This is a genomic window from Trinickia sp. HAY1-2D, assembly GCF_056754935.1.
Genome location: NZ_JBPGWX010000001.1, coordinates 230,520 through 244,370, shown reverse-complemented (window position 1 = coordinate 244,370; position 13,851 = coordinate 230,520). Strand labels below are relative to the sequence as shown.

General features: G+C 63.6%; 12 protein-coding genes. 7 read left to right on the top strand and 5 right to left on the bottom strand.

What is annotated here, in order from left to right; genetic code table 11:
• The first annotated feature begins 124 nt into the window (after positions 1–124).
• Entirely contained in the window at positions 125–1,231 is a 1,107-nt protein-coding gene (locus tag ACR9ZC_RS01030; protein WP_481578759.1) for an aromatic ring-hydroxylating oxygenase subunit alpha, read from the top strand.
• Positions 1,232–1,353: 122 nt separating this feature from the next.
• Positions 1,354–2,223 (top strand): sulfurtransferase, encoded by an 870-nt coding sequence (locus ACR9ZC_RS01025; protein ID WP_481578758.1) that lies wholly within the window; start codon positions 1,354–1,356, stop codon positions 2,221–2,223.
• Between the two features lie 79 nt (positions 2,224–2,302).
• Here the strand turns inward: ACR9ZC_RS01025 and ACR9ZC_RS01020 are convergent, their stop codons facing one another.
• Together ACR9ZC_RS01020 and polA are read right to left on the bottom strand one after the other, a co-directional pair.
• On the bottom strand, positions 2,303–3,652 hold the full coding sequence (locus tag ACR9ZC_RS01020; protein ID WP_481578757.1) for an NAD(P)/FAD-dependent oxidoreductase: 1,350 nt from the start codon (positions 3,650–3,652) through the stop codon (positions 2,303–2,305).
• 116 nt (positions 3,653–3,768) lie between these two features.
• Complete coding sequence (gene polA / locus ACR9ZC_RS01015; protein WP_481578756.1) at positions 3,769–6,540, bottom strand: DNA polymerase I; 2,772 nt, start codon at positions 6,538–6,540, stop codon at positions 3,769–3,771.
• Between the two features lies 1 nt (position 6,541).
• On the opposite strand from polA, the gene ACR9ZC_RS01010 reads away from it, so the two are divergent.
• Positions 6,542–7,291 (top strand): LOG family protein, encoded by a 750-nt coding sequence (locus ACR9ZC_RS01010; protein ID WP_481578755.1) that lies wholly within the window; start codon positions 6,542–6,544, stop codon positions 7,289–7,291.
• Between the two features lie 46 nt (positions 7,292–7,337).
• Here the strand turns inward: ACR9ZC_RS01010 and ACR9ZC_RS01005 are convergent, their stop codons facing one another.
• Positions 7,338–8,870 (bottom strand): AMP nucleosidase, encoded by a 1,533-nt coding sequence (locus tag ACR9ZC_RS01005; RefSeq protein WP_440560495.1) that lies wholly within the window; start codon positions 8,868–8,870, stop codon positions 7,338–7,340.
• 165 nt (positions 8,871–9,035) lie between these two features.
• On the opposite strand from ACR9ZC_RS01005, the gene ACR9ZC_RS01000 reads away from it, so the two are divergent.
• The 3 genes from ACR9ZC_RS01000 (at position 9,036) to ACR9ZC_RS00990 (ending at position 11,374) form a co-directional block, all read left to right on the top strand.
• Positions 9,036–9,437: a hypothetical protein gene (locus ACR9ZC_RS01000; RefSeq protein WP_481578754.1), complete on the top strand. Its 402-nt coding sequence runs from the start codon at positions 9,036–9,038 to the stop codon at positions 9,435–9,437.
• A 156-nt stretch (positions 9,438–9,593) separates the two neighbouring features.
• A complete protein-coding gene (locus ACR9ZC_RS00995; protein WP_481578753.1) occupies positions 9,594–10,589 on the top strand; it encodes a homoserine kinase in 996 nt (331 codons plus the stop codon).
• A complete protein-coding gene (locus ACR9ZC_RS00990; protein ID WP_481578752.1) occupies positions 10,580–11,374 on the top strand; it encodes a BPSS1780 family membrane protein in 795 nt (264 codons plus the stop codon). The genes ACR9ZC_RS00995 and ACR9ZC_RS00990 overlap by 10 nt, the downstream gene beginning before the upstream one ends.
• Before the next feature lies 1 nt (position 11,375).
• Here ACR9ZC_RS00990 and ACR9ZC_RS00985 read toward each other — a convergent pair whose 3' ends face one another.
• Together ACR9ZC_RS00985 and ACR9ZC_RS00980 are read right to left on the bottom strand one after the other, a co-directional pair.
• The gene (locus ACR9ZC_RS00985) at positions 11,376–11,552 is read right to left on the bottom strand and encodes a DUF3563 family protein (RefSeq protein WP_331574266.1); all 177 of its coding nucleotides are present in this window, start codon (positions 11,550–11,552) and stop codon (positions 11,376–11,378) included.
• A 175-nt stretch (positions 11,553–11,727) separates the two neighbouring features.
• A complete protein-coding gene (locus ACR9ZC_RS00980; protein WP_481578751.1) occupies positions 11,728–12,876 on the bottom strand; it encodes an extracellular catalytic domain type 1 short-chain-length polyhydroxyalkanoate depolymerase in 1,149 nt (382 codons plus the stop codon).
• Positions 12,877–13,088: 212 nt separating this feature from the next.
• On the opposite strand from ACR9ZC_RS00980, the gene ACR9ZC_RS00975 reads away from it, so the two are divergent.
• On the top strand, positions 13,089–13,784 hold the full coding sequence (locus tag ACR9ZC_RS00975; protein ID WP_481578750.1) for a phosphatase PAP2 family protein: 696 nt from the start codon (positions 13,089–13,091) through the stop codon (positions 13,782–13,784).
• Positions 13,785–13,851 lie beyond the last annotated feature (67 nt).

Sequence of the window (13,851 nt, the reverse complement as noted above, 5' to 3'; positions counted from 1 at the left end):
TTTTACGTAAATCATGGACTTATCTGCCCCTTGGGAAGGGGAACGGGTATAATCTCCGGCTCCCCAAATCGAATCTTCGATGGTTGGGTTGTTCACTACTTTCACGTCTTCATTGGGAGTGGGAATGTCCAATCTGAGCAATGCTTTGCAGCTCAAGGCCATTTCGTGCCAGCTGCCGGTCACGGCTTACTTTGACGAAGCGCTTTTTGCGCGCGAATTGGAAGTACTCTTCCGCAAGGGTCCCCGCTACGTCGGGCACGAGTTGATGGTGCCCGAAGCAGGGAATTATTTTGCGCTGCCGAGCGAGAGCGAAGGCCGCGTGCTCGTACGCAACCAGCGCTCGGAGATCGAGCTGCTGTCCAACGTATGCCGGCACCGCCAGGCCATCATGCTCAACGGCCGCGGTCAGACCGAAAACATCGTCTGCCCGCTGCACCGCTGGACGTACAACCTCGACGGCGAGCTGCTCGGTGCTCCGCATTTTGCGGACAACCCCTGCCTGAACCTCGGTGCGACCCCGCTCCGGAACTGGCATGGGCTCCTCTTCGAGGCCGAGGGCCGCGATGTCGCCAAAGATCTGGCGAATCTCGGCGCGCGCCGTCACTTCGACTTTTCGAACTATATGTTCGATCACGTCGAAGTGCACGAGTGCAACTACAACTGGAAGACGTTCATCGAGGTCTACCTCGAGGACTACCATGTCGCGCCGTTCCATCCCGGGCTCGGCAGCTTCGTCAACTGCGACGACCTGACCTGGGAATTCGGCAACTGGTACAGCGTGCAGACGGTCGGCGTCAATGCCGGGCTCGCGAAAGCGGGCAGCCCCGTCTATCGGAAGTGGCATGACCAGGTGCTGCGCGTACGGGACGGTCGGGCGCCCGAGTATGGCGCGATCTGGATGGTCTACTACCCGGGCCTCATGATCGAGTGGTATCCGCACGTGCTCGTCGTCTCGTGGCTGATTCCGCACGGCCCGCGCAAGACTACGAACATCGTCGAGTTCTACTATCCCGAGGAGTTCGCACTCTTCGAACGCGAATTCGTCGAAGCGGAGCGCGCCGCCTATATGGAAACGGCGCGCGAGGACGATGAAATCGCCGAGCGCATGGATGCCGGACGCCTCGCGCTCATGCGGCGAGGCGAATCTCAGGTCGGACCATACCAAAGTCCGATGGAGGACGGCATGCAGCACTTCCACGAGTTCCTGCGGCGCGAGCTCGGCGACATCTAACACGCTGCAGCGCGGCAAGAAAGGCGGGCAAGGAGGCTTTCCCTCCTTGCCCGCCTTTTTGTCTAGACTGAAAGCAAAACAACCGGTGTCTCAACGAAGTTCGTCGTCCAACGAGGATCATCATGCCGCACACCCATTACACGACGCTGATTCTGGCCGTCAACCTTGCCGAACGGCTGGCAAGCGCCCCCGAAAGCGTGCTCGTTTTTGACTGCAGCTTCGATCTGGCAAACCCCGACGCCGGCCAAAAGGCCTATGCGGGCGGCCACATCCCCGGCGCGCACTATCTGCATCTAGAGCGCGACCTGTCCGGGGCGAAGACGGGCAAGAACGGCAGACATCCACTGCCTGATCGCGCGGCACTGGTCGACACGCTGGCTTCGCACGGGCTCATGCAGGGCCAGCAAGTCGTCGCCTACGATGCGCAAGGCGGAATGTTCGCTGCCCGCCTGTGGTGGTTGTTGCGCTGGCTCGGTCACGACTCGGTGGCCCTGCTCGACGGCGGCCTGCAGGCATGGCAGGGCGCCGGCTACGCCCTCGAGACCGACCCGGCCGGGCGCAAGCAAGGCAACTTCAAGGCGGGCGCGCCGCTCGCCGTTACCGTCGATGCCCACGCACTCGAGCAAAACCTCACGACACATGAGCGACTCGTCGTCGACGCACGATCGCCGGACCGTTATCGCGGCGAGAACGAGACGATCGATCCCGTCGCGGGACACATCCCTGGCGCGGTCAATCGCTTCTTCAAGGACAACCTGGGCTCCGATGGCCGTTTCAAACCCGCTCATACGCTGCGCGACGAATTCAAGGCGGTCGTCGGCTCGACGCAGCCCGAGCATGTCGTACTGCAATGCGGCTCGGGGGCCACGGCGTGTCATAACGCGCTTGCGATGGAGATAGCGGGCCTGCATGGCGCCGCGCTCTATCCAGGCTCGTGGAGCGAGTGGTGTGCCGACCCGTCGCGCCCGGTCGCGACCGGGCCGAATCCTTGATCCAGGGTCGCCACGACCTCGCCCGCTTCGTAAATCGGCTGCGCCGCAATCGCAAGCTGCGCGCAGCCGATCGCTCGCATCAATGCAGCTTCACGCGCGGCAGCGTCGTCCGCCGCAACCAATGCGCGAACGTATCGAGCATCATGCGCGGATAGCCGTGCAGCGCCGCGATATGAAGCCGGTAAAGCGACATATACATGAAGCGCGCGAAGAGCCCCTCGACCAGCATGCTGCCGCCGATCAGTCCGCCCATCAGATTGCCGACGGCACTGAAATGGCCGAGCGAGACGAGCGAACCGAAATCGCGGTAGGTGAATTCCGGCAACGGCCGGCCCTCGAGCCGGCAGCGCAGCGCTCGCAACAGAAAACTCGCCTGCTGATGCGCGGCCTGCGCCCGTGGGGGTACGTTGCGCTCGTTGCCGGGCCATGGGCACGCGGCACAATCGCCCATCGCGAAGATGTTGTCGTCGACTTCCGTTTGGAGCGTGCGCCGCACCGAGAGTTGACCGAGCCGCGTGACGGGTAGTCCCTCCAGGTTCGAGAGCACAGCGGGCGCTTTGATCCCGGCCGCCCAGACTGTGAGATCGGCACGCACGGTGTTGCCGCTCGCCGTGCGCACGAGGCCCGGCGCCACTTCGGCCACTGTCTCGCCGATCATCAGTTTCACACCGAGCTGAGTCAACAACTGCGCCGTCGCGCTCGAGACGCGCTCTTGCAGCGCGGGGAGAATGCGCGGCCCCGCCTCGATCAGCACGATGCCGATGTCGTGCCGCGGATCGAGCTTGTGCAGACCGTAGGCCGACAATACTTGCGCCGTGTTGCGCAATTCCGCCGATAACTCGACGCCGGTCGCGCCGCCGCCCACGATCGCCACCTGGATGCGCGGCTCCGTCGTGGCAGACCTGCCCGGACCGCATTCGACCGTTTCGTGCGCGCGATGCTCGGCCCGCATGCACGCCGCGATGAGCCGCTTGCGAAAGCGCTCGGCCTGGCCGACGGTATCGAGCGCGATGGAGTGCTCTTCGGCGCCCTTGACGCCGAAAAAATGCGTGGTGCTACCGATGGCAATGACGAGCGTGTCGTATTCGAGTTCGCGTTGCGGCAACAGCTCCTCGCCGTCGTCGTCGCGAAGCGGCCCGAGGACGATGCGTTTGGCCGCGCGATCGAGCCCGATGAGTTCGCCTTGCTGAAACTCGAAGCCATGCCAGCGCGCCTGCGCCGCGTACTCGAGCTCTTGCGTGAAGGGATCCATGCTGCCCGCGGCCACTTCGTGAAGCAGCGGCTTCCAGATATGGGTCGGATTCCGATCGACGAGCGTCACCTGCGCGCGGGGGGCGCCATTGCCCTTTCGGCGGACATAGCGGTCGCCAAGCCGCGTTGCCAGCTCGAGCCCGCCCGCACCTCCTCCCACGACAACGAAACGATGCATGCTGATTCTCCGTATTTGCCGTTGCTGATTCTGCTTGCCGGCGCCCGTATGCGAGCGGGGCCACGCGTCGAAAAGGGATTGGCGGGCGGCGCGCCCGCGCGAGGCCGCTCAGCGCATCAATGCGCTTCCTCCCAATTCGCGCCCGCGCCAACTTCCGCCACGAGCGGCACCTTGAGTTCCGCCACGCCGCACATCAATTGCGGCAGTTTTTCTCGCACGGTCGGCAATTCATCGTCGGGGACTTCGAGCACGAGTTCGTCGTGCACTTGCATGATCATGCGGCTCGCGGCCCGTTCGCGTTCGAGCCATGCCTGAACCGCGATCATCGACATCTTGATCAGATCGGCGGCGGTGCCCTGCATCGGAGCGTTGATCGCCGCACGCTCGGCCGCCTGCCTGCGCGGTCCGTTGCCGCCGTTGATTTCGGGCAGCCACAGACGCCGGCCGAACACCGTTTCGACATAGCCTTTTTGCTTGGCGCTCGCCCGCGTGTCGTCCATATAGCGCGCAACGCCTGGGTAACGGGCGAAGTAGCGGTCGATGTAGAGCTTCGCGGCATCGCGCGTGATGCCGAGATTCGAAGCGAGGCCGAATGAGCTCATCCCGTAGATCAGACCGAAGTTGATGACTTTCGCGATGCGGCGCTGGTCGTTCGTCACCTCGAGCGGCGTGACGCCGAAAACCTCCGCGGCCGTTGCGCGATGGATGTCTTCGCCTTCGGCGAACGCGCGCAGCAGCGATTCGTCGCCCGAGATATGCGCCATGATTCGCAATTCGATCTGCGAGTAGTCGGCCGATACGAGCTTGCTGCCGGGCGGCGCGACAAACGCCTCGCGAATGCGGCGCCCCTCGCCGGTGCGCACGGGGATGTTCTGGAGATTCGGCTCGTTCGAGGCGAGACGTCCGGTGACCGCCACGGCCTGCGCGTAATTCGTATGAACGCGGCCCGTCTTGGCGTTGACCATACGCGGCAGCTTGTCGGTGTAAGTGGACTTCAGCTTCGATAGTGCGCGGTGTTCAAGCAGCAGCTTCGGCAACGGATAGTCTTCAGCGAGCTTTTGCAACACCTCTTCGTCAGTCGACGGCGCCCCGCTGGGCGTCTTCTTGATCACCGGCAATTGCAAGCGTTCGAAAAAAATCTGGCCGATCTGCTTGGGCGAGCCGAGATTGAATTCGCCGCCAGCAAGCGCATAGGCTTCGCCTTCGAGCTCGATGAGCCGCCCTGCGATCTCGCTGCTCTGTCGCCGCAGTCGCTCGCTGTCGATCAGCACACCATTGCGCTCGATCTTGCGCAGCACGCGCGAAGTGGGAATTTCGATGTTGCGATAGATGTGCAGCAGCCCCGGCTCCACTTCGACTTGCGGATAGAGCGCCGTATGCAGCTGGTACGTGATGTCCGCGTCTTCCGCGGCATATTCGGCCGCGGCGCTGAGCGGCACTTCATCGAAGCCGATTTGCTGCGCGCCTTTGCCCGCCACGTCCTCGTACTTGATCGTTTTCACGCCGAGGTGGCGCATCGCAAGACTGTCCATATCGTGGGTTCGATGCGATTCGAGCACATACGATTGAAGCAGCGTGTCGTGCTCGACGCCATCCAATGCGATACCGTAATTGGCGAGCACTTGCTCGTCGTACTTCAGGTGCTGCCCGAGTTTTTTCCGTTCCGGATTCTCGAGCCAGGGCTTGAGCCTCGCGAGTACCTCGTCGCGCGGCAGTTGCTCGGGCGCGTCCGGACCGCGATGCGCCAACGGTATATAAGCGGCGCAGCCGGCGCCGACCGACAGTGAGATCCCCACGATCTGCGCCACCATCGGATCGAGCGATGTCGTCTCCGTGTCGAACGAGGTGAGCGGCGCCGTCTCGATCTTGTCGAGCCACGCTTCGAAGTGCTCCCACGTCTGAACGGTCTCGTAGCACCGTGGCGCATCGATGGTCGGCGCCGCTTCGGTCAACAGCACATCCGCCGGGCCGGGCTCTATGCTTTGCACCTCCTCGGCCCGCTCGATCAAAGCCTCGACTTCGCGCAGCCATGTCTTCAAGCCGTGCCGCATGAACAGATCGCGCAATTCGAGCGGCGACTCCGGGCGCGCTACGAGCGATGTTTCGATCGACTCGACATGATTTTTCAGATCGCACGCCCGCTCGACCGTCACGAGCTTCTTGCCGAGCGGCAGGAACTCGAGCGCGCGCCGGAGGTTATCGCCCACCGCGCCCTTGATTTCGCCGGCGTGAGCGACGACGCCATCGAGCGTTTCGTACTGCGTCAGCCACTTGACGGCCGTCTTCGGTCCGCATTTCTCGACGCCGGGAACGTTATCCACGGAATCGCCGATCAGCGCGAGGTAATCGACGATCCGCTCGGGCGGGACACCGAACTTGGCAATGACGCCGCCGCGATCGAGCGTTTCGTTCGTCATCGTATTGACGAGCGTCACCCGCTCGCCCACGAGTTGCGCCAGATCCTTGTCGCCGGTGGAAATCAGCACGTTCATGCCGCGCCGTTCGGCCTCGGCCGCCAACGTCCCGATGACGTCGTCGGCCTCGACGCCGTCCACCATCAGAAGCGGCCAGCCCAGCGCGCGTACGGCGAAGTGAATCGGCTCGATCTGTTTCGCGAGATCGTCGGGCATGGGCGGACGATGAGCCTTGTACTGGGGATACCAATCGTCGCGGAACGTCTTGCCCTTGGCGTCGAACACGCACGCGCTATACTCTGCCGTGACGTCCTTGCGCATGCGCCGCAACATGTTGACTATTCCATAGAGCGCGCCGGTCGGTTCGCCGTCAGGACCCCGCAAGTCAGGCATTGCATGGTAAGCCCGGTAGAGATAGCTCGATCCATCGACCAATACCAGAGTCTTACCTTCCAGGTTCCGTTCTACAGGCATTATGAACAAGAGAAGAAAAGTGATTCCGAGTCTGCGATCGCTCGCAGACCAAGAGCGCGCGACAGCCAAAAAGGCCCGCGCATCGTGGCAGATGTTCACGATTATGGCAGAGTTCATCGAGGCCACCGAGTACCTCTCGGAGATCCGCCCGGCCGTGAGCATCTACGGTTCGGCGCGGCTCAAGCCGAACTCGCCCTACTACAAGCTCGCCACGCAAATCGCGCGCAAGCTCTCGGACGCGGGCTTCGCCGTCATTTCGGGCGGCGGGCCGGGCATCATGGCCGCCGCGAACAAGGGCGCGCATGCCGGCAAGGCGCCATCGGTCGGCCTCAATATCGAGTTGCCGCACGAGCAATCCGGCAACCAGTGGCAGGATATCTCGCTGCGCTTTCGCCACTTCTTTACGCGTAAAGTCACGTTCGTCAAGAACTCGGATGCCGTGATCGTCATGCCCGGCGGCTTCGGTACGCTCGACGAACTCGCCGAAGTGCTCACGCTGATCCAGACCAAGAAGTCGCGCCACGTTCCGATCATTCTGGTGGGCGGCGAGTTCTGGAAAGGCTTGCTCGGCTGGTTCGAGAGCGCCCTCGTGCCGATGGGCCTCATCAACCCCGAGGACATGAATCTGATGCAGGTCATCGACGAACCCGACCAGGTGCTCGAGGCCGTGCTCGCGTTCTACGAGGATCGCGAAGAGGCGGAACGCCAGGCGCCCGCCAAGGCCGACGAGGACCGGATGTTCTATTTCTGACGCGGGATGTACCGCTCGGGGCGCTCCGGCTCCAGCTCCGGTAGCGCTATTGGAACGCCACCTCGGCAAAGCTGCGCAGCTTGCGACTATGCAGCCGGTCGAGCCCGTTCATCCGCAACAGCTCCATCGCCTTGACGCCGATCTGCAGGTGCTGATCCACCTGGGCACGATAGAACTGATCGGCCATGCCGGGAAGCTTGAGCTCGCCATGCAACGGTTTATCCGATACGCACAGCAAAGTCCCGTAGGGAACGCGGAAACGAAAACCGTTGGCGGCGATCGTCGCGCTCTCCATATCGAGCGCGACAGCCCGGCTTTGCGATAGCCGCTGCACCGGCTCGCGATGATCGCGCAGCTCCCAGTTGCGATTGTCGACACTTGCGACGGTACCCGTGCGCATCACGCGCTTCAGTTCCGCGCCCTCGAGCCGCGTCACATGCGCGACCGCGCGCTCGAGCGCGACCTGCACTTCGGCCAGTGCGGGAATCGGCACCCATAGCGGCAAGTCGGCATCGAGCACGTGATCCTCGCGCACGTACCCGTGGGCGAGCACGTAGTCGCCAAGGCGCTGCGTGTTGCGCAGCCCCGCGCAGTGGCCCAGCATGATCCAGGCGTGCGGCCGCAAAACCGCGATGTGATCGGTGATCGTCTTCGCATTCGACGGCCCCACCCCGATGTTGATCATCGTGATGCCGCTGCCGTCGGCGCGCTTGAGGTGATAGGCCGGCATCTGCGGCAACCGGGCCGGCAAGGTGCCCTCGTCGGGCTGCTCGCCGAGGTTGGCATTGTAGGTCACGACATCGCCGGGCTCGACGAACGACGTGTACTCGCTGCGATAGGCACGCAGCTCCTCATCGTCGGTGCGCGCCATCAACGAACGGCCGAGCTTCGTGAACTCGTCGATATAGAACTGATAGTTCGTATAGAGGACGTAGTTCTGGAAATGCGTGGGCGAAGTCGCCGTGTAGTGTCTGAGCCGATGCAGCGAGAAATCGACTCGCGGCGCGGTGAAAAGCGCAAGCGGGTACGGTTCGCCGGGAGCCGGCTCGTAGGTACCGTTGACGATGCGGTCGTCGAGCTGCGCGAGATCGGGCGTATCGAACACGTCGCGCATCGCCATGAGCCGGTCCCGCCCGAGGTCGCCTTCGAGATGAATGCCTTCGGCAAAGGCGAAGTGAATCGGAATGGGCTGCTGCGAAACGCCCACTTCGATCGTCACATTGTGATTTCGGGCAAGCAGCCGCAGCTGCTCGCGATAGTAGTTGCCAAAGAGATCGGGCCGCGTGACGGTTGTCTCGTAGACGCCGGGGCCTGCGACGAACCCGTACGAGCGGCGCGAGTCCACGCGCGTGTTGACCTCGGTCTGCAACCGCACGAAGGGATAGCAAGCGCGCACGCGCTCCGCGAACGGCTCGTTGCGCCGGTAGCGTGCGAACGCGTCGCGCAAAAACGCGGTGTTCGCTTCGTACACGGCGGAAAGCCGCGTGACGGCGTCGGCCGCATCGGTGAAAGACTGTGTCGGAAAATCGCTCGGACGCAACGGCCCGGCATGCGGTTTCACGTTCATGTCGTTTTTCATTTTCGTTTGCCTCGCTCGATGCGACGACATTACCACGAACCGCACCGTCTCCGCGGCCCCGGCGGTGAGCCGCCCGGGCCTGGGCGTGCGCAAAAACATACGAGCCAAGCGCCCGGAAAGGAGGGCGCATTTGCTAGAATTGGGGGATTCCCTCGGAGAAAAATCATGAAGCCGTATCTTCCCGTCGCCGTAGCGATCGCCGCGTGGTTTGCCGCGGCGAATCCGGCCGCGGCGGCGCAATCCGCCAACGATGCCCAGACGCGCGCGCAGCGTCATGCCGCCAATGAGGCCGCGGGCCTGCCCGATCTGGAAGCCATCAATCGTCCGGCAGCGCAAGTCTCGTCGAAAGTGGATATCAACGTACCGCGCACCCCGAGCTATTACGAAAAGAGTCCGAGCGGCACCGTCATCACCGAATATCGCGACAAGGGCAAACCGGTCGAAATCGACGTCCGCTCGAATTTGGGCACGCACTATCAGATGAGCGCATCGCCCGACACGTCGCCCAGGGTGCGCGACAATGGCCAACCCAGTACCCGTTTGCCGTCGATCAACCTGCGCTACTGATCGCGCCCGCCGCGCCGGCGGGCCATGACGCTCGCCCCGGGCTGAAACGGCCCGCGACGCGGCGTCGGTCGCAACCGCTCCGAGGCGTACCGCCGCCGCCCCACCCCGCGCTTTCCCGGGCCGCCCCTTCACACCGAATCCGAAGTCTCTTTCCGCATGGCTGTCTTTACCGTCGTCACCGAAGCCGACCTGTCCGCATGGATGCGGCACTACGATCTGGGCGATGTCGTCGATTTCCGCGGCATCAGTTCGGGCATCGAGAACAGCAACTTTTTTCTGACGACGACGCGCGGCGATTACGTGCTGACTGTCTTCGAAAAGCTCACCGCCGAACAGTTGCCGTTCTATCTGGATTTGATGCGCCACCTCGCGTCCCACAGCGTGCCGGTTCCGGATCCGGTCCCGCGCGATGACGGCATGCTTTTCGGCATGCTCCACGGCAAACCGGCCGCGATCGTCACGAAGCTCGAAGGCGCGGCCGAACTCAGCCCGGGCGTCGAGCACTGCGAGGAGGTCGGCCGGATGCTGGCGCGCATGCACCTGGCCGGCCGCGATTTCGCCCCGCATCAACCCAATCTGCGCAGCCTGGGGTGGTGGACCGAAACGGTTCCCGCCATCGTGCCTTTCGTCTCCGGAGCGCAGCGCGACCTGCTCGTGAGCGAGCTCGCCCATCAAACGCGGTTTTTCGGGTCGCACGACTATGCCGCGCTGCCGGGCGGACCGTGCCACTGCGACCTGTTTCGCGACAACGTACTGTTCGCTCCGGCGCAGCCCGGCACCGGCCACCGCGTCCGTCTGGGCGGGTTTTTCGACTTCTATTTCGCAGGTTGCGACAAGTGGCTTTTCGATGTCGCCGTAACGGTCAACAACTGGTGCATCGAGTTGGCGACCCGAGAACTGGACCCGGCGCGACTGGAGGCGATGCTGCGCGCGTACCAGACGGTGCGTCCGTTCACACGCGAGGAATGCCTCCATTGGAACGACATGCTGCGCGCGGGTGCCTATCGGTTCTGGGTGTCTCGCCTCTACGACTTCTACTTGCCGCGGGCGGCGGCGATGTTGCAGCCCCATGACCCGGCCCATTTCGAGCGCGTCCTGCTCGCGCGCCTGACGGCCGCGTCCACCCCCCACGCTTCTTCCCTATGCAATTGATCGAAGTTCCCGCGAAGAGCGGCTACGCGTGGTATCGCCAAGGCATCTGGCTCTTTCGCAGAAACCCGCTGGCTTTCCTGACGATTTTCGCGACCTATCTGTTGGCCATGTGGCTGGTCTCGAAGGTCCCGCTCGTCGGCGGCGTTCTGCCGCTCGCCTTCATTCCCGGCGTCGCAGTGGGTTTCATGGCCGCCTGCCGCGATACGGTCGAGGGCAAAGCGGTGTTGCCGATCGTTCTGATCGATGGCTTCCGTTCATACGGAGGGGTGGCTGCAAAACGGCTGTTGAAGCTCGGCGCGCTATATGTCGTGGCGATCGTGCTCGTTTTCGCGGCTTCGTCGCTCGTGGATGGCGGGACGCTCTTTACCTTGATGTTGGGCACCGCCGACAAAACGCCGCCGGCTCCAGGCGCCGACATGCCGCTCGGGGGGCTCGTGGCGCTGGCCTGCTATGTGCCGGTGGCCATGTTGTTCTGGTTCGCGCCGGTATTGGCCGCCTGGCACGACGTGCCGCCCGTCAAGGCGATGTTCTTCAGCGTCGTCAGTTGCTGGCGCAATCGCGGCGCATTCATCGTCTACGCGGCGCTTTGGTTCGCCACGATGACGTTGACGTCGATCGCAGTCTCGCTATTGATGGATGCGCTGGGCGCGGGCGCATTCGTGATCGTCGCGCTCTTTCCCGCCACGATCACGCTGACAACGATGCTTTACTGCTCGTTTTATGCAACCTATAGGGGGTGTTTCGTCCCAAACCCGGAGACGAACCCCGGAGAGCCGACGCCCTAGCTCAACGATGGCTCAACCATGCAGTGGTAGGAATCGCGGCTTCGCGATCGAGCTTGCGCATGCGGTATTCCAGATCGTACAGATCCGTGGCTTCCGAGAGATAGGCATCGTCACGGGCTTGCTTACGCTCGTCGGCGGTCTTCGTCAGGAAAAGGAACAAGCGGCTGAGCAGAAACATGGTGGACCTCGTTGAGTTAGGTGCTGACACCTAGGTATTTACCCGTATTATAGGGAAAACCCCAATCTCAGCGCCAGGACTTTTTTCGGCCCAGGAATCGCGGTGTGGTGTTTACGCATCAACTCGGGAAGATGCACAGATCCTGCGGATAGCGGGCAACGCGCGCCCGTGGGGTTCAGCGACCGGCCGCAGCCTCGCGGCGGCGAACCGGCGTGCGGTCGCGCTGGCGCTGCTGGTATCGAAGGAATTCCCAGATCAGCGCGCTCGCATTGGGCCCCTTGCGGGAGTGGAACGGAATAGCCTCGTCTCCACCGGCCCAGGCGTGCCCCAGACCGGGAATAAGACATGAGCGAACGACGCGTCGCCCACGCGCCGTGAAATCGCGAATGAGAGCGTCGGCGCTCGATGTCTCGCGCGAAGTCCCGATCTTTGGTGTGCCCTGCGCGTCGACGAGGCCGTTCAGATACAGAAACTGCGCCGTCAACTGCTCGGCATTTCGAGGCGCCACCACCGCGTCCCCTTCGCCCTGAACGATGATGGCCGGCATGCCCGGATAAGTGGCCGGATCGATAGCGGCCGCCGCGAGCGCCAACGGATCGTGCCGCGCGCCCCGACGCATGACGTCCATTGCCGTCATGCCCGAATGGGCCTCGCCCAAGGCCGGGGCCGAGTGCAAGGCGACAGCGGCAAAGCGATCCGGCCAGTGCAGTGCCAGCAAGGAGGCCAGTCCGCCCCCAGCCGAAAGACCGACCGCGTAGATCCGCTCGGCGTCGAAGCCGTACCGATCGATCAGCGCGTCGACCAGCGAAACGACCGCGCGCGCTTCGCCGCGGCCTGCCGTATCGCGATCGTCGTACCAATGCCAACATCGATGCGCATGCGCGTGAGAAGACTGCTCGGGGTAGACGACGGCAAAGCCCTGCGCATCCGCGAGCAAATTCATGCGCGTGCCGGCGGCGAATTCGTCGATGGTCTGTTTGCAGCCGTGGAGCATGACGACCAGCGGCATCTTTAGCGTGGATTTGACTGGCGGCCGGTACAGACCGTACGACAAATGATTGACCAGCCGGCCGGGCAACGGGGGCGCCGAATGAAAAGAGCGGGTCCAGCTTCCTTTGGCCCATGCCGCGGCACGCGGTCGCACACGCGATTCCGGCGCTTCGCGCCGCTTCGCGGCAACCGCCTTGGTTGGAGTTGCGGCCTTGGCGGCGCTGCCCGTGCGCGAGCGACGTTGCTTTTTTGTTGCGGCGCGCAAATATTGGGCCTGCGCGGATACGAGCCGTTTAATGCTGCGAAGCCAGATTTTACTAAGCCCTTTCGTCATCTACGGGATCTCCCAAAGGTATGACCGTGCTGGCAGCCATCTTTCATGACGCAATGCACAATACTACCCCCTGTCGATGCGCCGCGCTCGTCCGCCGACGCTGCCGCTATACTCTGTTCGTTCGCGCACGGTTTTTGTCGTCCTTGCGGCCGGCTCGCGCGTTGTGAACGTATGATCAAGCCGGACGCAGCACGCGAACGGCATTCCCCGTTATGTACGACCTGCCGCTTCACCTCTGGTATTCGATCACGCGCCTCGGCGGCGCGGGTCTCACGTTGCCGCTCGCGTTGACCATCGCGTTGTGGCTCGCGCTCGGCTATACATGGCGGCTGGCGCTTGCGTGGCTCGGGCTGCTCGCGGGCGCCGTCGGTATCGTCGCGCTCACGAAAATCGCCTTTCTCGGATGGGGTGTCGGTGTCCGAGCCTGGGACTTCACCGGCGTGAGCGGGCATGCCATGCTCTCGACCGCTGTCTATCCCGTCGGCATCTTTCTCATCCTGTTGCCGGCGCGCGCGCGGGTGCGTATAGCCGGTATCGCGATCGGGCTCGCCGCTGGGGTCGCGGTCGGCCTGTCACGCGTGGTATTGGACGCGCACTCGCCGTCCGAGGCCGTGGCGGGCTGCGGCGTAGGGGCCCTCGTCGCCGTGCTGTTCGCCAGGTACGCGTGGAATGCGCGGCCGGGCAAACTATCGGTCGTTCCCGTCGCGGTCAGTCTGTTGATGCTGGCCGTGGCCCTGCATGACGTGCGCGTTCCGACGCAGCGCTGGATCACCCACGTCGCCCTTCATCTATCGGGCCGCGAGCGGCCGTTCATTCGCGCACGCTGGAAAGCCCGCATCGAGGCGCCGCGTCGAGCGCCTGCAGCCGTCTTGCCGCGCGACGCCGCGCTCGGGCCCGGCGTGGCCTGAAAGCCGGTTCGCTTCAGGCGTCGTCGGCCCTTTGCACCTTCCTTTCCGCGAGGAACGTACTCCTACT